Genomic DNA, 23,619 nt, shown 5'->3' with positions numbered 1-23,619 from the left:
AGCCCTGCAATGGTCATCACAAATAGCATAACGTATACCTTTCGGAAGCCAGTTACATTTCTGTATTAGACTTTAGCACATCGAAATAAAACATGCTTTAGCCACCATCGAAGTAGAACAAGTTCAGAAACGCAAGTGCTTCTGTTTCGGCGCTTTTCGAGCTCAATGGTCTCGATTACTTTGTTAGTCCACAGTTCATCATCCAATGAAAAAGATACTATGGCACTCGATTAATTCGTTTAGTATGTGTGGTGATTGACCGCTTACTTTGAAGATAACTTGAGTTACCACATGATTCAATGTGAGATTTTCGGCGTGAATGAACCACCTCATTTAGAATAAAAGAGTAAAACGATCAATCATGTTAGTCTTTCGTATGTTCAATCAGATCTTCAATTTTACATCCGAAGTAATTACAAAGTAGGTCAAGCGTACTGGTAGTAGTGACGTAATTATCATCATTGATTAATTTGTTAATAGCAGAGCGCTGAACCCCAATATCTCGAGCAATAGAAGCTTGAGATATTTTTCTCCCTTCAACTTTCTCTTTTTTATCAATTAGTTCCGAAATTTTATATCGAATAGCCAAAGTAAGCTTCCCTTTGTATCTTGACAGGGGACGTCAATGCGTTATATTGAATAATGTATCTTGTTAGGAAACAGAGAGGGGTCGTATGGACCAAACACTATTAACTACTAAAGAGCTCGCAAGTCGCATCAAATTTAGCGCCAACTATATCAATTCGACATTGCGAGACTCTGTATTCATCGAAGGTAAACACTACATTCGACCGTTCAATGGTAGAAAAATTTTGTACATTTGGGAAGAGATCGAAGTCGATTTATACCGCTCTGCCTGCAGAAATGTTGCCTACATCCCGATGGCGGGTGGGAGAGTGTGTAATGGGTAGTATCAATGTACGTAGAGAAAAGCTGTTCATTGATTTCAGATATCAAGGAGTTCGTTGTAGAGAACAAACAGCACTTTCTGATTCTCAAGCTAACCGTCGTAAGCTGCAAAAGTTACTGAATCAAATTGAAGCTGACATTCGGCTAGGTTGTTTTGTGTATGCGGAGTGTTTCCCAGGCTCGCCAAAAGCTGTTCGCTTCGCTAAACAGGACGCGATTGCTAAGAGGCAAAAATCCGAAATGCTAGTGAACTACGAAGTAGCTGCTAGTCAACTTCAAGGGATTTCTACGATCCGTTTTGATGACTTTGCTCAGGAGTGGTATGAAGAAAACGAAGTGCGGTGGAAAGAAAGTTACAAGGACAGTATGCGTATTTACCTTGGCTCATATCTCATTCCTCAGTTTGGGGAGTTATCTGTCGATAAAATTACGCGTCCAGATATCCTGAAATATCGCGCATCGCTAGTGAAACCCAAAGCAAATGGTAAGAGATTATCGGCCGATTTTATCAACCACATTATGACACCACTTAGAATGATATTGAATGAAGCTGCTGATCGTTACGAATTTAAAGCTCCATTTGAGAATATTAAACAACTCAGAGTAGAGAAGCGTGATGTTAACCCATTCAGTCTTGATGAAGTGGTTCAGTTCCTCCGTGTGGTAAAACCAGAATACGTTGACTATTTTAAGGTTCGCTTCTTCACGGGTATGAGAACCTCCGAGATCGACGGGCTTAAATGGGACTATGTTGATTTTGAGCGTCGTACTATTTCGATTCGCGAAACCTATGTTCATGGCAGAATGGATACAACGAAAACAACGGGTTCTCATCGTGATATCCAGATGTCTTCCATTGTATTTGACGCTCTTATGTCACAACGTAACGTTAGCGTAGGGCAAGAATTTGTCTTTAGTAATGCTGCTGGAAACCCATTAGACAAACGCAATGTACGTGAACGAGTCTGGAAGCCAGCCTTAAAGGCAATGGGGGTAGGTTATCGTCGCCCGTACGAAACCCGTCACACAGCCGCTACCTTATGGCTCGCGGCAGGTGAAGCTCCGGAGTGGATAGCTCGGCAGATGGGGCATACGACAACTAAGATGCTGTTTGAAGTCTACAGTCGGTTTGTACCGAACCTAACTCGCCAAGATGGTAGTGCATTTGAAAAGTTACTTGAGAACAATCGTAGTGGAAGAGGGAAGCTATGATTTATTCCCCATTAGCAGTACATTGCACGAGTCTATGCTGCGATATCCTGCAGGATGAAAAATTCCTCATGTTATCTCATGAAGAGATTAACTGGTTTTATGATGATGTGTATGAATTGATTCAACAAAGAACGGAACTGTGGCCAAACAAGCATAAAAAAGAGCATGAATTTGTTCATGCAGTAACACTTGGTGTACTTAAGGCTCTGCACTTCTGTAAAAACAGCTCCAAGGCAAGAAACCCCGCTTGGCTGTTAAAGGCAATGCAATCAAGGATCTCTTCAACACAAAAACGACTGTATACGGACATTAAGGTCAATCGAAGATATTTTATCTAAAGTCTCATGTTCAATAAAAGCCGCACATCAAAGAATGATTGTGCGGCTTTTGTTTTTACGTCATGAGTACGCTAATGTCACTTCGTGTAGCAAATCTTGATTACCGATGGATCTTTTTGTGGGCAGGTTTAACCCACAGTGTTCAACTCACTTCTGCCCCATTGTGAGTCAGCATCATAATTTTGGCTAAGTGTGATACATACTAATAGACCAAATTTTAGTAATGCTGCAGAGTATCTATAGAAATCAGGCCTTACCAGTTTTGTTCTGAGCCTGATAATATCGTAGAGCTAAAAGATGGAAAGTCATTCAAATTATCAGATATATAGAAGTAATTAAATAAATTCGAAGTTGGGGGCAAGGATGAAACTGCACAGTATTCGGATATCAAATTTTCAAAGTTTTGGTGCAGAACCAACAGAACTGGAACTGTCAGATATTACTTATCTGATTGGCCCCAACGGCTCAGGTAAGACTGCTGCACTTCTGGCTCTGTGCCGACTGTTTGCATTTGATCAATCATTACGCCGTATTCAGCGCTCAGACTTCCATGTCCCGCACGATGAGCAAGAAGCGCCCGAAGAAAGGCAGCTATGGATTGAGGCGGACTTCGTGTTCCCCGAGTTAGAGGGTGAAGAAGATAACTCAACCGTTGCTCCCCATTTCAGTCACATGCGCCTTGATGATCCTGATGGAATTCCTAGGGTACGGTATCGCCTAAGTGCCACTATGGGCCTGGATGGGGATATTGATGAGACTTTTGTGTATGTGCTTGAAGCTAACCCGGACGGTTCACCTCTAAATCCCGAATCCGTTCCCAGATCAGAACGAAATCACATACAAGTCCACTATCTTCCCGCAAGAAGAGATCCTACTGACCACATTGCATACGGAACGAGCGCGTTACTTGGCCGATTGCTACGTGCTGTTAACTGGGAAAATGAACGAGAAGAGGTCAAAGGATTCACCGACCAGATTAGCGAGAGTTTGGCTGCTAATCCATCGGTCAATGCTTTTAGTGCTCACCTGAAGAAAACATGGAGCACCCTTCATAAAGGTAGCTACTTTACAGATCCCAAGATTACTTTTGTGGCATCTGAAATCGAGGCGTTGCTTCGTCATTTGTCTGTATCATTCTCGCCTGGACATGACGAACATCTTATCGATTTTTCCCGACTCAGTGACGGCCAGAAATCGATGCTCTATCTGTCATTGGTTCTTTCATCTCAAGCAATTGGCCGTGCTGTCCTTGCCGGTGATGACGGCTCTTTTGACCCAGAAAAATTGCGTCCGCCAGTCTTCACTTTGATTGCCCTTGAGGAGCCAGAAAACAGCCTATCGCCTCACTATTTGGGGCGGATTGTCAGCGCTCTGAGCGCCATGACGAGCAACCAGGATGCTCAGGCATTAATCGCTACGCATGCCCCGTCAATGTTACGACGTGTTGAACCGGAACATATTCGATATCTTCGACTTACCGAAACCCGGCAATCAAGAATTAAGAAAATCCAATTACCCGCTAAAACCGATGAAGCGCACAAATTTGTACGCGAGGCTGTCCAGGCATTCCCTGAGATCTACTTCTCTCGTGTAGTTGTGTTGGGTGAAGGAGATAGCGAAGAAATTGTATTACCGCGTATTTTCAGTGCAAAGGGTGTACCAGTTGACGAATCCGCGGTGACGATTGCACCTTTAGGAGGACGACACGTTAACCATTTTTGGCGCCTTTTATCGGCATTGCAAATCCCATTTTTAACCCTTCTCGATTTAGATGTGGGCAGATATCAAGCGGGCTGGGGAAGAATAAAGTATGTAAATAACCAACTTGGTTTGTATCAACCTGAAAAGGTACTACCAACTACTTTTTCTTTATCAGATTGGAATGATGACAAAGTACCTGTTCGTACACATCATTTCTTTGAAAACGGAACTAAGAGTGTATTTTCAGAGCTGGAAACACGTGGTGTTTTTTTCTCATTTCCAATGGATTTAGATTTTTCAATGCTTCTTGCTTTCCCTAATGCGTACGGTGTTCAGCGGGAGGTTTCAGATGAGTCTACGATTAAAGCCGTTTTGGGCAAGAGCCATCATGGCTCATACCAATACAGCGGAGACGAGTTAAATCTTTTCTCTACGTATCACAAGCTTTTTAAACTGGGTAGTAAGCCCGCTGCGCATATAGATGCTCTTGCTCAACTGAGCAACAAGGAATTGCTGGCGAACATGCCAGAATCATTTGGACGACTTGCAGATGCCGTGATAGCCAAGCTTGCGGAGTTGCCCGAGTGATTGCTGTAGATGCATGGTTGCCTTCGGATGGGCTAACACTTGAACCCAATGCTCTGCTGGCTGCGAAGGAGCAAGCGCGCTGTCTTGCACTAACTGCGGGGCCTGGAGCGGGCAAGACGGAAATGCTTGCACAGCGAGCTGACTTCCTCCTCCGAACCGGAACCTGCCGTTATCCGAAGAGAATACTCGCTATTTCTTTCAAAGTTGACGCCAGCAAAAACTTGAAGGAGCGAATCCAGCGACGCTGTGGACAAGAATTGGCTTCCCGTTTTGATAGCTACACATTTCATGCGTTTGCAAAGCGTATTATTGATCGCTTCCGAGTAGTACTTACTGGTAATAATGCTCTGGATATGGATTATTCGATTGGCGAAAGAAAAGTCACAAGAAGGCAAATTACATTTCATGATCTTGTGCCGCTAGCAATTCAAATTCTCAAGGCCTCTGCTGTCGCAAGAAATGCCATACGCCAAACTTACAGCGATGTTTTCTTGGATGAATTCCAAGACTGCACGGATCAGCAATATGAACTCGTTAAGGTAGCTTTCCAAAGCACAAGCATTCGTCTTACCGCTGTCGGTGACACCAAGCAGAAAATCATGGGATGGGCAGGAGCTTTGGACGGAATTTTCCAAACTTTCGCTAAGGATTTTTCAGCTGTACCACTAAACATGTACCGAAACTTTCGTTCAAAACCACGCCTGCTTCGGATGCAGAACGAGATAATTCGTGTGCTTGATCCAGCTTCCGTTATGCCAGATCACCAACTTGCTGGTGAGGAGGGAGAGGTTTTCGCGTGGCAATTCGAGAATGCACAGGGGGAAGCTGAGTATTTGGCCGATTTGATTGCCGGGTGGATAAGAAATGAAAAGGTTCCGTTGTCCGAAATCGCCGTCTTAGTGTCCAAACAACTAGATCTTTATGCCAACCACTTGATGACGGCATTGGAAGTTAGGGGAATACCGTACCGGAACGAGCAGGAGATGCAGGATATTACTGTTGAACCTGCCGCGAGGCTCGTTGTTGACTATTTGTCCTGCCTCTATGGCCAGCGAGAGCCCAAAGCTTGGATTCGGCTTATGAATCAATTGATTCCCTTCGCTGATGATGAGGTGCAGTCTAGCGCTAGGCAAAGTTTCCAACGCTTCTTCAAGGAGCAGAGAAAAATCATCACCATGACCGAGCTGTTGGATGAGCCGTTTTCGGGATGGTGGGATTCTGTGTGTAGCTTTCTGAAGAAAATAGGAATGGAGACTCTTGTTGCTCTCTCGCCTGACTATGAGTCACATGCTAGGTTAAGTGAAGTTGTGAGAGATACCAAAGCGCACATTGAAGAATTACTTGAACTTACCCCCGATTTGCCTCAAGCCTTGACTCGTTTCTCTGATGATCAGGCTGTGCGTATTCTGACGATCCATAAGAGTAAAGGATTGGAGTTCGACTCAACGATAATTATGGCCGTTGAGAACGAAATATTCTTTGGGGATCCAGATGCTAATCGGTGTGCTTTCTTTGTTGGTGTATCCCGTGCCAAGCGTCGCCTAGTTCTTACATACGCAAAAGAGCGAGATAGGCCTGCTGATTATCATAGGAGGTGGGATATAGCACGAACTCCTCAAGTCGAATATTTTGGCTACGTATAGCCATTCCTAGTTAGGTCAGGTTAAACATCTAATTCGACTATCAATGCTTGCAAGCTTAGGCTTTGAACTATTGTCGGAATTACAGTTAGGTGATACGTGTGGTCAAGTAAAACTGGCCACAGGTTTAGAGCTTTTCCATACTTTTGGTAATCTGAAATGCCTTCGTTAGAGCAAAAGTCCTAACACGCTTGTGTTCATTCTCGAGTCCTCTTGATCTAAGCTGATTCATTTTGCTCCAATTTTGGATAGACCTATACTCATTCATATCTTGTTAATGGTTTTTTAGTCCTACTAAAAATTATCCGATTGAGTTGATGGCGGAGCATCCCCGTTGTTAAGCGACATCTTGCATTTTAGTTCATCTTCGTGTGGTATAACTTATTGATTATCAGTTGAGCGCATGTGAGAGATGTTGCAACATTGAAGGTTCAAAGACGACAGTTTGTCGTCTAATAAGCGTTATGTTTACTTGAATTTCAATGGCTTAAAAATTCTTCGATCTCTGTTCTTTGTCCCTTTAGCCATTCGTCCGAGTTGCCTCAGCAAATCTGTATTGTCGGCCTAAATTCGTGAATTTCTCAGCCAGTAAAACATGCCAATATTCGTGGGTTGCTTCATTTGCAGGTCGTGGAGGTTGGCTTCAAATCTCATTGGCTCTAAGTCGCTTTTAGGTTCTTTGCCAAGCAGTATTTCAATTTGGCAGTTGCCTCGGCAATTTGCCATTGTCTTGCGCTTTGGTTGGAAAGAGAGGGCGCTTGTTGAAGTAAAGTCGGGTTGCCTCATTGGGCAGGGAAGTGGACTTACTCGCTTGGTGTTTCGTGCATTTGGCGGCCAAGTGAGTACGAGCTTGTGATTCACTTCTTGAAATGCGTTCAACAAAGCAGTTCTTTGCCAAATAAATCAGTCGTTTGTGGTAAAACATAACAAACAATTCAAGCAGACCCTCAACGCTCGGCATTTTTGGTTTGCGTCGGGTTTGGTGTTTACGGCGCAATGCGGAAGGTTAGCCAGGGCGTTTCGGGCTACTTAATTGGGCGTTATGAGGCATATGGATATTCAACTAATACAAATAGAAAATGATGAGTTTGAAAGTCTGTTCTCTGTTGTGAAACAGGGGCTTTATTCGCATGTTGATGCCGTCTTTGGCTGGTGTGATGAGTTCCAAGTCAATCGTTTAAAAAATGACTACGAGCCGCATTGGTTTCACTGGGTTTATCTCAATAACACGCAAGTTGGAATGCTATGCTTCAAGCCTTACGAAAACGCATTTCATGTACATTTACTCATTGTGTTTCCAGAATTTCAGAATCAGCAACTTGGTGGAAGGGTAATGAATGTGGTTCACGAAATGGCGCGAGAGCAAGGGCGTAGTCATGTAACCTTATCAAGTTTTACTAGAAACGAGTCAGCGGTAAGGTTTTACAAATCTCTTGGCTATAAGATGACTGAAAGCGATGAAAACTTCCTTTCTTTGTCGCTTCAAGTTGCCTCATAACAAAGCGTTTAAGACGGATTCTCAACGCTTGGCATTTTCGGTTTGATTCAGCTTTAGTGTTTACGGCACAATGGTTTAGGTGTGGTGGTCTGCGTTGCTCACCACTTAACGCGGCGTTAGGTTTTCGAAGTACTAATTTCCTGGATTTGCTTGAAAACTTCTTCTGCTTCAGCTGTTAATTGAGAGTAAGTTCGTATGTCACCTTTTCTCTGGGCATGCATCGCTTGCTCAAGTAACGTTGAGTGTCGCTTTTTGAGTTTTTTGGCTGGGTTGCTTTTGAAAAAAGAAAACATGAATAACTCCTTAATGTTGAAGCAAGTACTACGTATATTTACAGCAAAAGTTCATTCAAAGGGAGGTTGTGACTACAAACCTAACAAGCAATTCAAGCAGACCCTCAACGCTCGCCGATTTTTGTTTGCGTCGAGTTTTGTGTTGCCGAGGAATGCGGAAAGTAAGTCAGGGCGTTTCGGGCTACTTAATTGGGCGTTAGTTGCCAGCGGTAAAAACGTAGCTAAATCGGAAAACTTAGGGCTAATGAATCGTGCAATTTTGCTCTGTTTTGTGTCTGGGTGTGTGGTTTGATGAAATTGTGTTCGATTTTTATTATTGTGGCTTTGTTTTCCCGTTTCAGACGCGAATGTACTCGTTGAAAATCAGCTTTGTGAGATTGTCTTTCCAAAAGGTCTTTTTGGTGCTTTTAGTCAGTTTTCTACGGCGTTGCTAGTCCCAAGTGGTTTCAGTGACAGGCGCTTTAACACTGCGCCTGATTTGAGTTTTTCAACGCGCTCGAAAACGGTGTTGGCAAAATGGTAATGAACTGGAAATCAGAGGTTTAGAATGGCAACTAACAAGGCGTTTAAGGCAGATTCGCAACGTTGGGCATTTTCGGTTTGCTTTGAATTTAGTGTTTACGGCACAATGGTTTAGGTTAGGTGGTAGTGTTGCTCACTACTTAACGCGGCGTTATGAATTTACAAGTTTAAACACAACATATAAGGAAAAATTATGGCTAGAAATATCTTGTTAGTGGTACTTGCAATTGGACTTACTGGTTGTACAGCGTTCAATGTTTGGGATCAAGATGACGGCTCAATTGTTATTATCGGGCATGCTACAGTGCTTAAAGATAGAGCAACAGTTTTTGAAGAAGTGAAAGAAAAAGCCGAAAAAGTGTGTGATGGAAAAGGATACGATGTGGTCAATCCTGCGACAGGAAAAGTCGACCCAAACTATAATCCGAACGTTTTCGCCTCAACTCAGTCAGTGTCTATGCGTATAAAATGTAAAAATTCATAACAAAGCATTTAAGAGTGATTCGCAACGCTTGGCATTTTCGCTTCGCTCAAGTATAGCCAAGCGCTGCTCACACCTTAATGCGGCGTTAGCTTAATAGAACGAGATTTGAGTATGTTTACAGTTCCAGATACAGAAAAGAAAATTCGAGCTAAGATTTCAAGCTACAAATCTGGGCTTAACCGTGAGCTTAGAGAGTATGGTGCCATCTCGGATGGTTACGGGAAAAGGTACTTAATATTTCCGTTGCTGCTTGTGCTCAATGACTTGAAGAAAGCAGAAGAATACATGGAATGGTATGACTCTCAATTTCCAGACGATATTGGCGAACCAATCCAGATGTTATGTCGCTCAATTTTGTCTCATCGTTTGGGTAAAACAGAAAAGGCAACGTATGAATTAGCAGCAACGATGCTATCTAATGTGTACCTTTTACCGTGGCTTTTCGGTAATAATATCGGTCCATTTGGTATAGAACAAACACCAGGCTTTGCTGACCCTGAACACTGTGATTATTTACCTGTGGAAGTATTTCACAGCATCAGTGGTGAGGAACTGCATTGGATTGAAAGTTGTTTTGAATCTGAGCTTTTTAGAGAAGCTCATACAAGGTTTATAGAAATATCGCTTATTTTGAATCTTGTTTCAGAAGAAGAGCGTCATGCTTTACTAAATGAACGAAATGGTCTTCTAAAACCGTTTGAGAAATTCAGCTAACAAAGCATTTAAGAGTGATTCGCAACGCTTGGCGTTTTCGCTTCGCTCAAGTATAGCCAAGCGTCGCTCACACCTTAATGCGGCGTTATGTTTACTTGTATTTCAATGGCTTAAAAACTCTTCGATCTCTGTTCTTTGTCCCTTTGGCAGTTCGTCCGAGTTGCCTCAGCAAATCTGCATTGTCGGCCCAATTTCGTGAATTTCTCAACCCGTAAAACATGTCAATATTCGTGGGTTGCTTCATTTTCAGGTCGTGGCGGTTGGTTTCAAATCTCACTGGCTCTAAGTCGCTTCCAGCATATTTGTCAGTTAGCATCTCGGCTTGGCAGTTGCCTCGGCAATTTGCCATTGTTCTGCGCTTTGGTTGGAAAGAGAGGGCGCTTGTTGAAGCTAAGTCGGGTTGCCTCATTGGGCAGGGAAGTGGAATTACGCGCTTCGTGTTTCGTGCCTCTGGCGGCCAAGTGAGTTTTGGCGTGTGACTGACTTCTTGAAACGTGGTCAACAATGCAGTTCTTTACCAAATAAATCAGTCATTTGTGGTAAAACATAACAAACAATTCAAGCAGACCCTCAACGCTCGGCGATTTTGGTTTGCGTCGGGTTTGGTGTTGCCGAGCAGTGCGGAAAGTTAGCCAGTGCGTTTCGGGCTACTTAATTGGGCGTTAGGCAAATAGGTAGATAAATGAACATAGAATTGTTTTTTATTCATGCAATTTTAGCAATGGTTTTGTTTTTGTGCATGAACTGGATTGGAAAGCACTCCATTAATGCTGGTTATATTCAAATGTCGGTCTTTGTAAAAACAGATGAAGCACCTGCATTTAACTTTCTATATCGCTCTTTTGCGCCGGTAGTTTTTATAACATTGGTATCCGCTGCATGTTATGTTGCTAAACAGGATTGGGTCGTTACTGATATTTATATGGTTGTTGTTTACCATGCTGTATTTCGGTTAGGGTTCAATATATTGACTGGTCGAGCTAGGCTGCTAAATTGGGGAATGCAAATAGCATATATACTCCTTTCAGTTGGAGCTTCATATTATGTTTACGCAAACTTGATTTTGGATAAGTCTTTCTTCTTTCCTGAACCGAAAGACATTGGCAATGCTTTGTGGTTGGGGGTTATCGGTTTTATTTACCACACGTGTAATTCAGTGCGGCTTTCAGAAGAAAGCACTAAAAGACGTAAAAGAAATTACCTTTCAAGTGTTTATCAAACTTATAGCCAATTGTATGGAGAAACCATCAAAAGCATTGTTGAAAGCCAAGATCAGGAAAGTTTAGTTTACGCTGTTCTGATTTATGAAAACTTCAATCGACCTAAAGCATACCGAATAGTCGAAAACGTACTTTTCTATCTCGGGTTCGCAAAGACACTCGGCATCATGCAAGTAACGACAGATAAATACATAAACGATCAAGAAAGTGTAGTGTTGGGTTGCGAAAAAATTGTCAAAGATTTTGAGTTGGCAAAGAAGCACCCTGATGCAAAATATGGTTACTGGAGTATTCGCCGAGAAGTGTTAAAGGCTTATAATCCGGATATCGATTACATTTCTGAAGTTGCCAGAATTCATGAAGATATTAAGCAAAGCTTTTACCAAGAATACTTTGAACAGTTGGAAGCCGAGTCGTGCTAAATTTGCCTAACAAACAATTTAAGAGTGATTCGGCACGCGTGGCATTTTTACTATGCGTTGTTTTTAGTGATTAAGGTGGTATGCGGAAGCATCGGCATTGCGTGCCTCACACCTTAATTGGGCGTTAGTTGCCAATGAAGAAAAAGTAACTAAATCAGCAAGTTTAGGGCTAATGTTAGTGTGCTAGTGGCTAGGTTTTCGTGTTTCACCTTCTAGCTTTTCGAATCGGTGATAGTGTAGTTCTGGTTGATGTGTCGCTGGGCTCTTTGTTCCAGAAACTGATTCGTTCGTTGAAGGTTAGCTCTGTTGCTTAGTCTTTCCAAAAGAGTCCTTTGGTGTGCAAAGTCTGTTTTCTGCGGTGTTGTTAATTCCAAGTGGTTTCAGTGATAGTCGCTTTGAAACTGCGCCTGACTTGGTCTTTTCAAAGTGCGTAAAGGCAGTGTTTGCAAAGTCTCAATGAATTTCAAAGTAAAGTCTTTGAGTAGGCAACTAACAAACAATTTAAGCAGATTCGCAACGCTCGGCATTTTTGGTTTGAATCAGTTTTAGTGTTTACGGCACAATGGTCTAGGTAGGTGGCAGCGTTGCTCACTACTTAATTGGGCGTTATGTGAATCCAAGGTATTTGAGTATATGAAGAAGTTTTTAGCAATATTTGTGGCAGCCTTGTGCCTGATTTCAGTTTGTGCGCAAGCCAATGATCACAAATTGAAACAGGCATATGAAAATCATCAAAGTGACCTTCAAGTTCAGGGGGTAGGCACTGTAATTCGTTTGTTACCCGATGACAATGATGGAAGTCGACATCAAAAATTCATCATAAGACTGAATAGTAAACAAACCCTACTTGTTGCTCACAATATAGATCTTGCGCCGAGGATTCCTAACTTAAGAGTAGGCGATCGAGTTCAGTTTTACGGTGAATATGAATGGACTAAAAAGGGTGGTGTAATGCACTGGACACACCACGATCCTAACAATAAACATCCGCATGGTTGGTTAAAGCACAACGGTAAAAAGTACGAGTAAAAATTCACATAACAAACAATTTAAGAGGGATTCCCAACGCTTGGCATTTTGCTTCTACTTCAATTTTAGTGCTTACAGTACAATGCATTAGGTTGGGTGGTAGCGTTGCTCACCCCTTAATTGGGCGTTATGTGCTAGCGAGGAAAAATGAAAATACCAACAGATTTAAAAATACTAGAATTCATTTTGAATCATTATATGGAAGATTATTTAGCATATGAGACAGCTAAAAATAGAGAAACAAAAATCTATGTGCCAATCGATGTAGATCATATCGCCAAACACTTCCATATGGAAGGTGATCTCGTATTTGGTCGTCTCTATTATCACCTGAATCCAAAGTATCAGCACGACAATGCAGATGGAGTGACAAACTATTTGTTCAACCTATCTGTAGGAAAAGACAAGCATTGCATTAATTTCCCTATGCTATCATCAATCGTCGCAGATCTTTCAAATGATCATAGTCGCTTTAAAACATCACTTTATGTCGCTGTTTTAGCTGCTATTGTTTCTATTTTTACTCTGGGTGTAACCATAAAGTCAGAGCTACTTAATCAAACCGAGCAAGTTGTAGAGAGTGTGAAAAAAGAACGCACATAACAAAGCGTTTAAGACAGATTCGCAACGCTTGGCATTTTTGGTTTGCTTTGGCTTAAGTGTATACGGCACAATGGTTTAGGTTTGGCGGCGGCGTTGCTCACTACTTAACGCGGCGTTAGGTGTTTTCACGGAAATAAGGACAATTCAATGGAAAGTAGGATCCCTTTACCAACGGATAATATATATAAATTTTATGCTTTGTTTGGGTTATTGCTTGTTATATTTGGCTTGGGTTCCATCATCTATGTTAACCAATCAACGAACAGCCTTGTTTATGATGTAATTATCGAATATCACACGCTTAAGAACATCCCAGTTGAAGCACGGACGCTGGTGCAAGAAGCTACATTTCAAGTTTTAGATAAAAAATTAGATGTTGCAGTCCGTAACAAGTTTATATTCCTAATCGCAATCGGCGGAATGATTGCCGGTGGTATTTATATGCTGTGGTATGGTTTCAAAACTTGGCATACTAAGATCCAACCGATGCAAGATGAAATGGCTCGATTGAATATTAAAAAATTAAAGCAAGAAGTCGGTGAATAACCAACACCTAACAAAGCGTTTAAGAGTGATTCGTAACGCTTGGCATTTTTGTTATGCGTTGGCTCTAGTGTTTAAGGAACAGTACTGAAATTTCGGTATTGCGTTACTCACACCTTAACGCGGCGCTGGCGGATCCCCTCATAATTCCCCCAACCCACAGGTATGCGTGAGGCGCTGATATTCCACCATTGCCCAATGATATTGGGACTCTTGTATTCGGTATCTCCGGTGGCAACGTACTTCCTTACCAAGTCTAGGAATGGAGAGCACACGACGGTGCTTGATGGTGTTGGCTTGGAAGTCATAATGCCATTTGGCTTGCATGGCGATTAAGCCATTCCACCACATGATGATTTCGGCCATCAATGCCATGAGTAACAAGATATCAATGCGTTTGGTGCAACGTGTTCGGTTATGGCGGAGCGCCAACCCGTAGGCTGGACTTTTTAGATCTCGGAACGACTCTTCAATTTGCATTCTTTTGGCGTATAAACGGGTAATTTTAATGCCGTTAAGTACATGGTTGGGGATGTTAGTGACCAGAATCCAAGGTTCTTTCGCTCCTTTATGGAACACTTTTCCAGCCGAGTGTTTCTGGCAGGTTCGACTATGCCGATGGGCTTTTCTGCCTTTGGAATGACTCTTGTATAAGTAAGCAAAGCACTTAAGCGGTGAGCGCTTAGCAAGTTGGCTTTCTCCTAAAAACAGCGGCTTATCAGATGCTTGAGGATAAAAGGTTTTATTCCATTGCCAAGAGCCCTCGCCACACTTAATCGAGACTTCGCCCCGAACACGCCCAAGCCAGAACCAACCTTTGTTGGCGACTTGCCTGAACCACGTATTTCTAAAGCCAGCGTCGGAGATAATGATAGGGGTGCAGCCTTGGGGGAGTAGGGATTGAAGCTTATCGAGAAAGTGTTGATGGCTCTTGGGTGAGTTGTAGTTTTTGTACTCAAATGCCTGCTCATAAAGCGTGACGGCGCGACCTTTAACGGATACCGAAGCGCGTAATGTCATATAGCGCAGTTGCTCACGAACATCCGACCAATCAACAAGCACCACAGGAAAAGGATTGGCTCGGGTAATAAAGGACGCATGCCATTTATATATGGACTCTTTTTCACGGTGTAGATTGCGATTACCAAGCAATCGGTCGATACGTTTGATAGCATGTTTCACCGTAGTATCAGTGTCGAGAGCTCGTCCAATTTTAGTGAGGGTGAGATCAGAGCCGTCAAGTACCGTTCTGGTTGCAAGCATCAGAGATCTAAGTCGTTTTTTGTGAATGTCAGGGCATTGGTTTTCGAGTGTTTGCTGTAGAATTTGAACATCGCGCATCGTTAGGGTTCCCTATTAAATCCATTTAATCAGGTGTGTTTTTGGCGAAATTCATTAGATCAGAATGAGCGATGCGCGTCTACTCATTGTTTTATATAGAAATTATGAGGGGATTCGTAAGAACGCGGCGTTAGCAGCTAGGAAGTAAAAAATGATTAGGCACATATTATTAATCAAGTTCAAAGAATCATCACCGCTCTCGGAAATCGAAAAGCTTAAAGGGTTATTCGAAGCTATGCCTGAAAAAGTCGAGGGTGTTGTGTCTGTCGAGTGGGGTGTCAACGATAGCCCTGAGGGTAAAAACAAAGGTTACACGCATTCAGTCTTAATGACGTTTGCAAACGAAGCTGGGCGTCAAAACTATTTACCGCATGTTGAGCACGAAGCGTTGAAGCAAGTTTTTAGACCTTTGCTTGAGGATATCGTTGTATTTGATTATACGTTCTGATTTGAGAGCGCAGCTAACAAGCAATTCAAGCAGACCCTCAACGCTCGGCGATTTTGGTTTGCGTCGGGTTTGGTGTTTACGGCGTAATGCGGAAGGTGAGTCAGGGCGTTTCGGGCTACTTAATTGGGCGTTATGCGACTGAGCAAAAAATCTTCTCTATCTCTTTTTCTCGCTCTCTCTAGCCATTTGTTTTTCGGTGTCGGCAATTTAGCATTGTCGGCCTAAATTCTTGAATCACTCAGGCCGTAAAACATGCCAGATTTCGTGGGTTGCCTCATTGGTTTTCAGAGTTGGTTAGTGGCGAGGTTGGCTGGTGCAAAGTGTGGCAAGGGCAAGTTTATCGGTGGTTCTTCTTCGATGGTCTGCCGCCTCGTTGATTTTCTCGAAGCAAAAGCAAAGTCATGCGCTGAAGTTCACCATTAGCTACTTGTGGGAAGTTGGTCTGTAACATAGCGACTTCGGCTGTTCAGTGAATCACAAAAAGTGCTTGGTTTGTTTGTGGTTTATCGTGTCTGAGGTAATCTTTCCACTGCCAACTTGGCTTGGTAGGTAAATTCGCATAACAAACAATTCAAGCAGACCCTCAACGCGTGGCACTTTTGGTTTGCGTTGGCTTTTGTGTTGCCGAGCAATGCGGAAGGTTAGCCAGGGCGTTTCGGGCTACTTAATTGGGCGTTATATGCTTTCAAATTTCAAACAATAAAAGGACTTAAAAATGATTCTAAATCACGTCTCAGTTGGCGCATCTGATGTGGTAAAAGCAGTTGGTTTTTATGACTCAGTTCTTTCTACGTTGTCTATTAAGCGTGCTCACTATATAGAAAATATCGCAGCGGCTTATGGTGAAAACTTTGAATTTTGGGTCGGAAGTCCCTGCGAAGGAAAAGCTACATCAAGTAATGGTGCTCATATTGCTTTTAATGCGCCTTCAAAAGAAGCAGTTGACCAGTTCTATACTACAGCCATTGAGTTAGGTGGTTCATGTGCAGGTAAGCCAGGGGTAAGACCAGAGTATGGTGAAACTTACTACGCAGCATTCGTACGTGACTTAGACGGAAACAAAATCGAAGCAGTTTCAATGTAGCTTCTAATACGCATATAACAATAAATTTAAGAGTGATTCACAACGCTTGGCGCTTTCACTTCAAGTCAGTTTTGTGTTTATGGCACAATGCGTTAGGTAGGGTGTTAGCGTTGTTCACACCTTAATTTGGCGTTATGCATAAGGAGTATATATGACAGATTCATCGTTTAGTTGGGAATATGCTTATGCTTACGATCTACTAGAGGAAATCGATGGGAAGCTAGAGCGAAATACCAAAATCCAAGCTTTAGAACTTGCCTGTAAGACAAGTGTTTTAAGCAACAATCAACTCATTTCAGAGTATTCGCAAAGTCTCAAATTAATAAAAAGTGTTCAGTTGAATGTGGACGAGTTCTTTGGCTCAATAGCGGCGTATGTTCGTCAATACATAGACGAAAAGCACATGACAGACGAACTGTATGAAAATATAACCTTAGACCTAACTAGGCAGTTTTTGAATCTATCTAGTATGTTTCGCTCCTTGCTTGATCATTCTGATTTTTCAATTTCTCGGCTTTGTGGAAAAGAATCGCCAGAATTTAAAAAATGGAAAGCCTCTCAATCTGAACTATACGACGCACATAGTGAATACAGACTGTTTTACAAATTGAGGAACTATTGTCAGCACGTTGGTGTTCCTCCTTTCACTTTTCAACTTGAAGACTCTATGGGTTCAGAAGAGGTAACGTTACAACTAGATTTGAAAACTGATATTTTGTTAGAAGAAAAGTCGGTTTGGAATAGCCAGCTGAAACAGGATTTACGCGCATTCCCTGACAATTTACCAGTTCTTAGTTTCCTCGAAGTTTGGCACAACTGTTTCCAGAAACTCAGTGAAGTTTTACTAGATATAAAGGCTAGTAAGGTATACTCGGTCGCAAATGACATAGTCAATTTGCGAGTTAAACATGATTTGCCAGCTGAGGTAGGCAAGCTGTGTTTACTAGGTTTACCGTTAGAGGGCTCCAATTCCGATAGCTTAAACATGCACATGTCTTGGTTACCCGAATTGTCTGCTCAACAAATTGTATCTCGTGTAAATCGAGAAAATGCATAACAAAGCATTTAAGAGTGATTCGCAACGCTTGGCAGTTTCGCTTCGCTCAAGTATAGCCAAGCGTCGCTCACACCTTAATGCGGCGCTGGCGGATCCCCTCATAATTCCCCCAACCCACAGGTATGCGTGAGGCGCTGATATTCCACCATTGCCCAATGATATTGGGACTCTTGTATTCGGTATCTCCGGTGGCAACGTACTTCCTTACCAAGTCTAGGAATGGAGAGCACACGACGGTGCTTGATGGTGTTGGCTTGGAAGTCATAATGCCATTTGGCTTGCATGGCGATTAAGCCATTCCACCACATGATGATTTCGGCCATCAATGCCATGAGTAACAAGATATCAATGCGTTTGGTGCAACGTGTTCGGTTATGGCGGAGCGCCAACCCGTAGGCTGGACTTTTTAGATCTCGGAACGACTCTTCAATTTGCATTCTTTTGGCGTATAAACGGGTAATTTTAATGCCGTTAAGTACATGGTTGGGGATGTTAGTGACCAGAATCCAAGGTTCTTTCGCTCCTTTATGGAACACTTTTCCAGCCGAGTGTTTCTGGCAGGTTCGACTATGCCGATGGGCTTTTCTGCCTTTGGAATGACTCTTGTATAAGTAAGCAAAGCACTTAAGCGGTGAGCGCTTAGCAAGTTGGCTTTCTCCTAAAAACAGCGGCTTATCAGATGCTTGAGGATAAAAGGTTTTATTCCATTGCCAAGAGCCCTCGCCACACTTAATCGAGACTTCGCCCCGAACACGCCCAAGCCAGAACCAACCTTTGTTGGCGACTTGCCTGAACCACGTATTTCTAAAGCCAGCGTCGGAGATAATGATAGGGGTGCAGCCTTGGGGGAGTAGGGATTGAAGCTTATCGAGAAAGTGTTGATGGCTCTTGGGTGAGTTGTAGTTTTTGTACTCAAATGCCTGCTCATAAAGCGTGACGGCGCGACCTTTAACGGATACCGAAGCGCGTAATGTCATATAGCGCAGTTGCTCACGAACATCCGACCAATCAACAAGCACCACAGGAAAAGGATTGGCTCGGGTAATAAAGGACGCATGCCATTTATATATGGACTCTTTTTCACGGTGTAGATTGCGATTACCAAGCAATCGGTCGATACGTTTGATAGCATGTTTCACCGTAGTATCAGTGTCGAGAGCTCGTCCAATTTTAGTGAGGGTGAGATCAGAGCCGTCAAGTACCGTTCTGGTTGCAAGCATCAGAGATCTAAGTCGTTTTTTGTGAATGTCAGGGCATTGGTTTTCGAGTGTTTGCTGTAGAATTTGAACATCGCGCATCGTTAGGGTTCCCTATTAAATCCATTTAATCAGGTGTGTTTTTGGCGAAATTCATTAGATCAGAATGAGCGATGCGCGTCTACTCATTGTTTTATATAGAAATTATGAGGGGATTCGTAAGAATGCGGCGTTATACGTTCTAAGGAGGAACGGTGGTAGTAATATATGGAATCAAAGAGTATTTAAACCCGATCAAAGCTGAATTATCTGATGTAATTCAAGCCTCTATGACACAAGTGTTGAGTCTGCCCGAAAGCAAGCGTGCTCACAGAATTGTTCCACTCGATCAGTCTGACTTCTATTATCCAGAAGGTCGCACGGATGCTTATACAGTCATTGAAATCAATATGATGCAAGGGCGTAAAGCTGAAACTAAAAAAGCTCTGATAAAGTCACTTTTTGCTAATATCGAATCTAGCTTGGGCATTTCTCCTGTAGACATTGAGATTACGATCAAGGAGCAACCACCGCATTGTTGGGGTTTTCGTGGCATGACTGGAGATGACGTTAAGGACCTGACATATAAGGTAAATGTCTAGCTGTGGATATGGTGGAAACAAACGTATAACAAAGCATTTAAGAGTGATTCGCAACGCTTGGCAGTTTCGCTTCGCTCAAGTATAGCCAAGCGCCGCTCACACCTTAATGCGGCGTTAGAAAACCAGTGAGGTTCCGAATATGTCAATAAAAGATGAAGTTATGAATTGGGATCGAAAGTCAGCATCTGATATTGAACAGATCTATGCTACTTACCAACAGACTTCAGAATTTGAATCACAACTCATTGAGCTTTGTCTAGACGAAAGTTTGAGTGTAGGTGGAACTTGGTTAGTTAAATTTCACATCGAGCACGGTGGTTCTATCAATGCTCTGGATATACAAAAGGTACTGATTAAGTTACCAACTTACGGCCACTGGGAATCAAAGCTTCACATATTGCAGGTTTTATCTCACTTCGAAGTTAGCCGTAAAACTCGAAAAGTTCTCGAACCGTTTTTTAAACACAGCGTATCAGGTACAAATAAGTTTGTTAAAGCGTGGAGCTTTAACGGGTTATATGAGTTAGCTGTACAGTACCCAGAGCTACAACAGGAAGTGACTGACCTTTTAAATCTTGCACTAAATAATGAGCCAGCATCAGTAAAAGCTAGGGTTCGCAAGCTCCTCAAAAAAGGTTTCTAACAAACAATTTAAGAGGGATTCACAACGCTTGGCACTTTTGCTTCTACTTCAGTTTAAGTGTTTATGGCACAATGCTTTAGGTTTGGGTGGAAGCGTTGTTCACCCCTTAATTGGGCGTTAGGCGAATACTCACATTAACTAAAATTAGGTGGAAAAATGGCAGTGAAACATGAATGGCGTAAGCATGAGAAATCGATCTATATGCCGAAGAACACACCAGAATTGATCAACGTGCCTACTTTTAATTTCATTACGATTTCCGGACAAGGCAATCCTAATGATGATGATTTTTCTGAGCGCGTAGGTGCTCTATATTCTGTGGCCTACAGTCTCAAAATGGGACTTAAGAAAAGTGAGCACAAACCTGAAGGGTATTGTGATTTCACAGTTTACCCCTTAGAGGGTGTGTGGGATATTACCACTGAAGCGAAAGCTACTTTCGACGGGACAATCAATAAGGATGACCTAGTTTATACGTTGATGATCAGGCAGCCAGATTTTGTTGATAATGTTCTTTTTGAAAAAGTTATAGCTCAAGTTAAGGTAGCGAAGCCGTCTAAGCACTTACCTTCCATATCATTCAAGAAAATATCAGAAGGTAGTTGTGTTCAAATGCTTCACTTAGGGCGTTTCGAGGATGAGCCAGAGAGTTTTTCGTTAATGGAAGAGTTCGCAAAAAGCAACGGACTGACTCGTATTTCGAAAGTACATCGGGAAATCTACCTATCTGATGCAAGGCGGGTGAGTCCAGAAAAATACAAAACTGTATTGAGGTTTGGGGTGCAATCTTAACCCATCGCCTAACAAGAGACTATGGCGTCAATAGTTAATTTTGGGCGCTATTGTTATCCCACATTACACCGTCTCTGAGCATCGAGTTTAAGATCACAACCATCTTTCTCATGCAGGCAACTATGGCTACTTTTTTGGGTTTTCCTGCCGCAAGTAATCGTTCATAAGTGGTCTTAAAAACAGGGTTACATTGGATAGCAGACATCATCGCCATATACATAACGGTTCTAACCTGAGTCCGACCGCCTTGTGTTATGCGCTTTACTTTGTAACGACCACTTTCTCTAACGATGGGTGCAACGCCAATCAAGCTAGAGGCTTGTTTATTGGTGATGTAACCAAGTTCTGGGACGTTGCTAATGATTGATGCGGCCAGTATTTTACCGACACCAGGCATGCTTTGAAGTATCTCATTTTTATTCTGATATTCAGGTGAGGTATCGATGAGCTTAGTGATTTTAGCTTCTACTTTCTCAATTTGATTTTTAAGAGCGGTTAAGATGGGTGTAATGGTTGAAGCGATGTTCTTTGGCAATATTTGTAGTCGGTTTCGTTCCATGGTCTGTATGGAGAGTAACTGATTACGCCTTGTTACTAAGTCACTCATTAGTCGGATGTTTTCGGCTTTCAGTTTGGTTAGCTCAGGCTGAACTTTTTCCGCATAGTGGGCAATGATAGCGGCGTCTAAACGGTCGTTCTTAGCTCTTTGTCCGATAGCACCAGCGAATCTTTTTATCCTCAATGGGTTAGCGATGACATAGGGTAACTTTGCTTGGTCACAAGCAAGGATGAAGGGCATTTCTAATCGTCCAGTAGCTTCAATCACGACACGTTGAGGATGGTGTTTAGCGATAGTTTTGACGGCCTCTTTAATGTCTTTGTCACTGTTAGGAACAGTGAAGTAAATATCGAGAGGACGAATATCAATATCTAACTGTGATTTGCCAGTATCAACACCGACATTAATGTTTTGAAGTGTGTTTGTATTCATAATAAGCTAACTCTTGCTTGCAAATGCGGGCTCGAGACCCAGAAGACTATCCGAGTGTGGTGCTTGGAGTTCTATCTGACGTTCGTACTTGTTATCGGTCTCTCGATAGAGGAGCCATCATTTAATCGAACTATCAGATAGAAGAACTTTAGTTGCAGCTAAAGTCTGGGTCTCACCTTACCCGATTGCGTTAGTTATTATCCATACAAACAATTTAAGAGGGATTCCCAACGCTTGGCTTTTTTGCTTCTACTTCAAGTTAAGTGTTTATGGCACAATGCTTTAGGCTGGGTGGTAGCGTTGCTCATCCCTTAATTGGGCGTTATGCGACTAAGCAAAAAATCTGTTATGTCTCTCTTTCTCGCTCTCTTTAGCAGTCGGTTTTCGGTGTCGGCAATTTAGCATTGTCGGCCCAAATTCTTGAATTTCTTAAGCCGTAAAACATGCCAAAGTTCGTGGGTTGCCTCATTGGTTTTCAGTGTTGGTTCGTGGTGAGTTTGGCAGGCGCAAAGTGTGGTAAGGGCTAGTTTATCGGAACTTCTTCTTCGCTGGTTTGCCGCCGCGTTGAGTTTCTCGAAGCAAATGCTTAATTACTAGCAGAAGTTCACCATTAGTCACTTGTGGGAATTTGGTCTGTAACATAGTGACTTCGGTTGTTCAGTGACTCACAAAAAGTGCTTGGTTTATTTGTGGTTTTTCGTGTCTAAGGTAACCTTTCACTGCTCAACTTGGCTTATGCGTGTGAATTCGCATAACAAACAATTTAAGCAGACCCTCAACGCGTGGCACTTTTGGTTTGCGTCGGGTTTGGTGTTTACAGTGCAATGCGGAAAGTGAGTCAGTGCGTTTCGGGCTACTTAATTGGGCGTTATAAGGCTATAGGGTAGTAATAAAGTGTATAAAATCGACAACAAAAAGCTCAGAAAGGAAAAGCTAAGCCCCATTTGGACGCTAGTCTTTGTCCTGTTTTTAGGAAGTCTAATGTCTACGCCAGAATATGGTGAAGACTTTGATTGGTCCAAACTCATATTCCTAGTTGCTTTCACTGGATTGTTCGCCGTCGGTACGAGAGTCTACGGTGTAATACGTTACCTAAAGTGGGCGAAGATTCATCGAGTGGTTATTGAAAGTGACGGAGTGAGTTTTCAAAACTTTGGTAGTAAAACTATTTTACCCTGGGATCAAGTTACCTATTTACAGGTTAAAGAAAAGGGCGGAAATGTCACCAACATAATATTGAAAACACGAGCGTCCGGCAAAATAGATTTCAAAGATTACGACAATCTAAACCTATTAAGCGAAGAGCTGAAAGCTAATGTAGATGAACAGTTTTGGGTATAACGTTGTTGTACTTCGTACTTGAATCCAAGCCTTATAACAAACAATTCAAGCAGACCCTCAACGCTCAGCACTTTTGGTTTGCGTCGGGTTTTGTGTAGCCGAGGTATGCGGAAGGTTAGCCGGGGCGTTTCGGGCTACTTAATTGGGCGTTAGGCAACAAACCGGCCGCAATAAAGCCGGCTTGCTAGTTCTTAGTCGGTGTTCTCATCCATAATAAACTCCAGAGTCTCTCTTATATCAGCGGTTGCATTAACGACTTTAAATATTTTATAAGCTTTCATACCTGTGGACTTAACTGGAGAAGCAAGCAGAGCGCTCAAGAAACTGTGTGGTGAACTTTCAACTCCTTTAAAATCAAGTAGTATCTTT

At 42.5% G+C, this 23,619-nt stretch carries 25 protein-coding genes; 19 read left to right on the top strand and 6 right to left on the bottom strand.

The window, feature by feature from the left end; all coding sequences use genetic code 11:
* Positions 1 to 364 precede the first annotated feature (364 nt).
* Complete coding sequence (locus ViNHUV68_RS07625; protein ID WP_371720636.1) at positions 365 to 589, bottom strand: helix-turn-helix domain-containing protein; 225 nt, start codon at positions 587 to 589, stop codon at positions 365 to 367.
* Between the two features lie 85 nt (positions 590 to 674).
* Between ViNHUV68_RS07625 and ViNHUV68_RS07620 the strand changes: the two genes are divergently transcribed.
* From ViNHUV68_RS07620 to ViNHUV68_RS07595, 6 genes are all read left to right on the top strand, one after another.
* Positions 675 to 911 (top strand): hypothetical protein, encoded by a 237-nt coding sequence (locus ViNHUV68_RS07620; RefSeq protein ID WP_391087019.1) that lies wholly within the window; start codon positions 675 to 677, stop codon positions 909 to 911.
* Positions 904 to 2,121 (top strand): Arm DNA-binding domain-containing protein, encoded by a 1,218-nt coding sequence (locus tag ViNHUV68_RS07615; protein WP_391087017.1) that lies wholly within the window; start codon positions 904 to 906, stop codon positions 2,119 to 2,121. Before ViNHUV68_RS07620 ends, ViNHUV68_RS07615 begins: the two co-directional genes overlap by 8 nt.
* Positions 2,118 to 2,459, top strand: a complete 342-nt coding sequence (locus ViNHUV68_RS07610; protein WP_391087014.1) for a hypothetical protein — start codon at positions 2,118 to 2,120, stop codon at positions 2,457 to 2,459. The genes ViNHUV68_RS07615 and ViNHUV68_RS07610 overlap by 4 nt, the downstream gene beginning before the upstream one ends.
* Before the next feature lie 363 nt (positions 2,460 to 2,822).
* Entirely contained in the window at positions 2,823 to 4,748 is a 1,926-nt protein-coding gene (locus ViNHUV68_RS07605; protein ID WP_391087012.1) for an AAA family ATPase, read from the top strand.
* Positions 4,745 to 6,391, top strand: coding sequence for a UvrD-helicase domain-containing protein (locus tag ViNHUV68_RS07600; protein ID WP_391087009.1), 1,647 nt, complete (start codon positions 4,745 to 4,747; stop codon positions 6,389 to 6,391). Before ViNHUV68_RS07605 ends, ViNHUV68_RS07600 begins: the two co-directional genes overlap by 4 nt.
* Before the next feature lie 1,039 nt (positions 6,392 to 7,430).
* Positions 7,431 to 7,886 (top strand): GNAT family N-acetyltransferase, encoded by a 456-nt coding sequence (locus ViNHUV68_RS07595; RefSeq protein WP_391087006.1) that lies wholly within the window; start codon positions 7,431 to 7,433, stop codon positions 7,884 to 7,886.
* A gap of 116 nt (positions 7,887 to 8,002) precedes the next feature.
* Here ViNHUV68_RS07595 and ViNHUV68_RS07590 read toward each other — a convergent pair whose 3' ends face one another.
* Positions 8,003 to 8,179 carry a DUF6435 family protein gene (locus ViNHUV68_RS07590; RefSeq protein ID WP_391087004.1) on the bottom strand — a complete coding sequence of 59 codons (177 nt, stop codon included), beginning with the start codon at positions 8,177 to 8,179 and terminating at the stop codon, positions 8,003 to 8,005.
* A 715-nt stretch (positions 8,180 to 8,894) separates the two neighbouring features.
* Here ViNHUV68_RS07590 and ViNHUV68_RS07585 point away from each other — a divergent pair.
* The 6 genes from ViNHUV68_RS07585 (at position 8,895) to ViNHUV68_RS07560 (ending at position 13,719) form a co-directional block, all read left to right on the top strand.
* Complete coding sequence (locus tag ViNHUV68_RS07585) at positions 8,895 to 9,185, top strand: hypothetical protein (protein ID WP_391087001.1); 291 nt, start codon at positions 8,895 to 8,897, stop codon at positions 9,183 to 9,185.
* Between the two features lie 111 nt (positions 9,186 to 9,296).
* Positions 9,297 to 9,899: a hypothetical protein gene (locus ViNHUV68_RS07580; protein WP_391086999.1), complete on the top strand. Its 603-nt coding sequence runs from the start codon at positions 9,297 to 9,299 to the stop codon at positions 9,897 to 9,899.
* A 682-nt stretch (positions 9,900 to 10,581) separates the two neighbouring features.
* The gene (locus ViNHUV68_RS07575; protein ID WP_140210999.1) at positions 10,582 to 11,541 is read left to right on the top strand and encodes a hypothetical protein; all 960 of its coding nucleotides are present in this window, start codon (positions 10,582 to 10,584) and stop codon (positions 11,539 to 11,541) included.
* A gap of 633 nt (positions 11,542 to 12,174) precedes the next feature.
* The gene (locus tag ViNHUV68_RS07570) at positions 12,175 to 12,570 is read left to right on the top strand and encodes a DUF3465 domain-containing protein (protein ID WP_263138036.1); all 396 of its coding nucleotides are present in this window, start codon (positions 12,175 to 12,177) and stop codon (positions 12,568 to 12,570) included.
* Positions 12,571 to 12,717: 147 nt separating this feature from the next.
* Positions 12,718 to 13,173, top strand: a complete 456-nt coding sequence (locus ViNHUV68_RS07565) for a hypothetical protein (protein ID WP_391086995.1) — start codon at positions 12,718 to 12,720, stop codon at positions 13,171 to 13,173.
* 147 nt (positions 13,174 to 13,320) lie between these two features.
* Complete coding sequence (locus ViNHUV68_RS07560; RefSeq protein ID WP_321460055.1) at positions 13,321 to 13,719, top strand: hypothetical protein; 399 nt, start codon at positions 13,321 to 13,323, stop codon at positions 13,717 to 13,719.
* 138 nt (positions 13,720 to 13,857) lie between these two features.
* Here the strand turns inward: ViNHUV68_RS07560 and ViNHUV68_RS07555 are convergent, their stop codons facing one another.
* Positions 13,858 to 15,057 (bottom strand): IS4 family transposase, encoded by a 1,200-nt coding sequence (locus ViNHUV68_RS07555; RefSeq protein ID WP_391086986.1) that lies wholly within the window; start codon positions 15,055 to 15,057, stop codon positions 13,858 to 13,860.
* Between the two features lie 151 nt (positions 15,058 to 15,208).
* Between ViNHUV68_RS07555 and ViNHUV68_RS07550 the strand changes: the two genes are divergently transcribed.
* The 3 genes from ViNHUV68_RS07550 to ViNHUV68_RS07540 all read left to right on the top strand — a co-directional run bounded on the left by ViNHUV68_RS07550 (position 15,209) and on the right by ViNHUV68_RS07540 (position 17,646).
* Positions 15,209 to 15,505, top strand: coding sequence for a Dabb family protein (locus ViNHUV68_RS07550; RefSeq protein WP_391086992.1), 297 nt, complete (start codon positions 15,209 to 15,211; stop codon positions 15,503 to 15,505).
* A gap of 715 nt (positions 15,506 to 16,220) precedes the next feature.
* The gene (locus ViNHUV68_RS07545) at positions 16,221 to 16,589 is read left to right on the top strand and encodes a VOC family protein (protein WP_192076206.1); all 369 of its coding nucleotides are present in this window, start codon (positions 16,221 to 16,223) and stop codon (positions 16,587 to 16,589) included.
* Positions 16,590 to 16,740: 151 nt separating this feature from the next.
* Positions 16,741 to 17,646 carry a hypothetical protein gene (locus ViNHUV68_RS07540; protein ID WP_391086989.1) on the top strand — a complete coding sequence of 302 codons (906 nt, stop codon included), beginning with the start codon at positions 16,741 to 16,743 and terminating at the stop codon, positions 17,644 to 17,646.
* 98 nt (positions 17,647 to 17,744) lie between these two features.
* Here ViNHUV68_RS07540 and ViNHUV68_RS07535 read toward each other — a convergent pair whose 3' ends face one another.
* Positions 17,745 to 18,944: an IS4 family transposase gene (locus tag ViNHUV68_RS07535; RefSeq protein WP_391086986.1), complete on the bottom strand. Its 1,200-nt coding sequence runs from the start codon at positions 18,942 to 18,944 to the stop codon at positions 17,745 to 17,747.
* Between the two features lie 152 nt (positions 18,945 to 19,096).
* On the opposite strand from ViNHUV68_RS07535, the gene ViNHUV68_RS07530 reads away from it, so the two are divergent.
* From ViNHUV68_RS07530 to ViNHUV68_RS07520, 3 genes are all read left to right on the top strand, one after another.
* Positions 19,097 to 19,483 carry a tautomerase family protein gene (locus ViNHUV68_RS07530; RefSeq protein WP_391086983.1) on the top strand — a complete coding sequence of 129 codons (387 nt, stop codon included), beginning with the start codon at positions 19,097 to 19,099 and terminating at the stop codon, positions 19,481 to 19,483.
* Between the two features lie 139 nt (positions 19,484 to 19,622).
* Positions 19,623 to 20,126: a hypothetical protein gene (locus ViNHUV68_RS07525; protein ID WP_391086980.1), complete on the top strand. Its 504-nt coding sequence runs from the start codon at positions 19,623 to 19,625 to the stop codon at positions 20,124 to 20,126.
* A gap of 156 nt (positions 20,127 to 20,282) precedes the next feature.
* Positions 20,283 to 20,918 carry a GyrI-like domain-containing protein gene (locus ViNHUV68_RS07520; protein WP_319537214.1) on the top strand — a complete coding sequence of 212 codons (636 nt, stop codon included), beginning with the start codon at positions 20,283 to 20,285 and terminating at the stop codon, positions 20,916 to 20,918.
* Positions 20,919 to 20,952: 34 nt separating this feature from the next.
* Here ViNHUV68_RS07520 and ViNHUV68_RS07515 read toward each other — a convergent pair whose 3' ends face one another.
* The gene (locus ViNHUV68_RS07515) at positions 20,953 to 21,909 is read right to left on the bottom strand and encodes an IS110 family transposase (RefSeq protein WP_391086977.1); all 957 of its coding nucleotides are present in this window, start codon (positions 21,907 to 21,909) and stop codon (positions 20,953 to 20,955) included.
* 981 nt (positions 21,910 to 22,890) lie between these two features.
* On the opposite strand from ViNHUV68_RS07515, the gene ViNHUV68_RS07510 reads away from it, so the two are divergent.
* Positions 22,891 to 23,250, top strand: coding sequence for a hypothetical protein (locus tag ViNHUV68_RS07510; protein ID WP_391086974.1), 360 nt, complete (start codon positions 22,891 to 22,893; stop codon positions 23,248 to 23,250).
* Positions 23,251 to 23,441: 191 nt separating this feature from the next.
* Here the strand turns inward: ViNHUV68_RS07510 and ViNHUV68_RS07505 are convergent, their stop codons facing one another.
* On the bottom strand, positions 23,442 to 23,615 hold the full coding sequence (locus tag ViNHUV68_RS07505; RefSeq protein ID WP_391090289.1) for an STAS-like domain-containing protein: 174 nt from the start codon (positions 23,613 to 23,615) through the stop codon (positions 23,442 to 23,444).
* Positions 23,616 to 23,619 lie beyond the last annotated feature (4 nt).

It is taken from the genome of Vibrio sp. NH-UV-68 (genome assembly GCF_042940635.1).
GTDB classification, from domain to species: domain Bacteria; phylum Pseudomonadota; class Gammaproteobacteria; order Enterobacterales; family Vibrionaceae; genus Vibrio; species Vibrio pacinii.
This window is presented reverse-complemented; position numbering and strand designations above follow the sequence as displayed.

What these genes read in the sequence shown, in the direction of transcription:
- ViNHUV68_RS07620 (WP_391087019.1), top strand. Translation starts at nt 675, where the DNA reads ATGGACCAAACACTATTAACTACTAAAGAGCTCGCAAGTCGCATCAAA.
- ViNHUV68_RS07615 (WP_391087017.1), top strand. Translation starts at nt 904, where the DNA reads ATGGGTAGTATCAATGTACGTAGAGAAAAGCTGTTCATTGATTTCAGA.
- ViNHUV68_RS07610 (WP_391087014.1), top strand. Translation starts at nt 2,118, where the DNA reads ATGATTTATTCCCCATTAGCAGTACATTGCACGAGTCTATGCTGCGAT.
- ViNHUV68_RS07605 (WP_391087012.1), top strand. Translation starts at nt 2,823, where the DNA reads ATGAAACTGCACAGTATTCGGATATCAAATTTTCAAAGTTTTGGTGCA.
- ViNHUV68_RS07595 (WP_391087006.1), top strand. Translation starts at nt 7,431, where the DNA reads ATGAGGCATATGGATATTCAACTAATACAAATAGAAAATGATGAGTTT.
- ViNHUV68_RS07590 (WP_391087004.1), bottom strand. Translation starts at nt 8,179, where the DNA reads ATGTTTTCTTTTTTCAAAAGCAACCCAGCCAAAAAACTCAAAAAGCGA.
- ViNHUV68_RS07585 (WP_391087001.1), top strand. Translation starts at nt 8,895, where the DNA reads ATGGCTAGAAATATCTTGTTAGTGGTACTTGCAATTGGACTTACTGGT.
- ViNHUV68_RS07580 (WP_391086999.1), top strand. Translation starts at nt 9,297, where the DNA reads ATGTTTACAGTTCCAGATACAGAAAAGAAAATTCGAGCTAAGATTTCA.
- ViNHUV68_RS07575 (WP_140210999.1), top strand. Translation starts at nt 10,582, where the DNA reads ATGAACATAGAATTGTTTTTTATTCATGCAATTTTAGCAATGGTTTTG.
- ViNHUV68_RS07570 (WP_263138036.1), top strand. Translation starts at nt 12,175, where the DNA reads ATGAAGAAGTTTTTAGCAATATTTGTGGCAGCCTTGTGCCTGATTTCA.
- ViNHUV68_RS07565 (WP_391086995.1), top strand. Translation starts at nt 12,718, where the DNA reads ATGAAAATACCAACAGATTTAAAAATACTAGAATTCATTTTGAATCAT.
- ViNHUV68_RS07560 (WP_321460055.1), top strand. Translation starts at nt 13,321, where the DNA reads ATGGAAAGTAGGATCCCTTTACCAACGGATAATATATATAAATTTTAT.
- ViNHUV68_RS07555 (WP_391086986.1), bottom strand. Translation starts at nt 15,057, where the DNA reads ATGCGCGATGTTCAAATTCTACAGCAAACACTCGAAAACCAATGCCCT.
- ViNHUV68_RS07550 (WP_391086992.1), top strand. Translation starts at nt 15,209, where the DNA reads ATGATTAGGCACATATTATTAATCAAGTTCAAAGAATCATCACCGCTC.
- ViNHUV68_RS07545 (WP_192076206.1), top strand. Translation starts at nt 16,221, where the DNA reads ATGATTCTAAATCACGTCTCAGTTGGCGCATCTGATGTGGTAAAAGCA.
- ViNHUV68_RS07540 (WP_391086989.1), top strand. Translation starts at nt 16,741, where the DNA reads ATGACAGATTCATCGTTTAGTTGGGAATATGCTTATGCTTACGATCTA.
- ViNHUV68_RS07535 (WP_391086986.1), bottom strand. Translation starts at nt 18,944, where the DNA reads ATGCGCGATGTTCAAATTCTACAGCAAACACTCGAAAACCAATGCCCT.
- ViNHUV68_RS07525 (WP_391086980.1), top strand. Translation starts at nt 19,623, where the DNA reads ATGTCAATAAAAGATGAAGTTATGAATTGGGATCGAAAGTCAGCATCT.
- ViNHUV68_RS07520 (WP_319537214.1), top strand. Translation starts at nt 20,283, where the DNA reads ATGGCAGTGAAACATGAATGGCGTAAGCATGAGAAATCGATCTATATG.
- ViNHUV68_RS07515 (WP_391086977.1), bottom strand. Translation starts at nt 21,909, where the DNA reads ATGAATACAAACACACTTCAAAACATTAATGTCGGTGTTGATACTGGC.
- ViNHUV68_RS07510 (WP_391086974.1), top strand. Translation starts at nt 22,891, where the DNA reads ATGTCTACGCCAGAATATGGTGAAGACTTTGATTGGTCCAAACTCATA.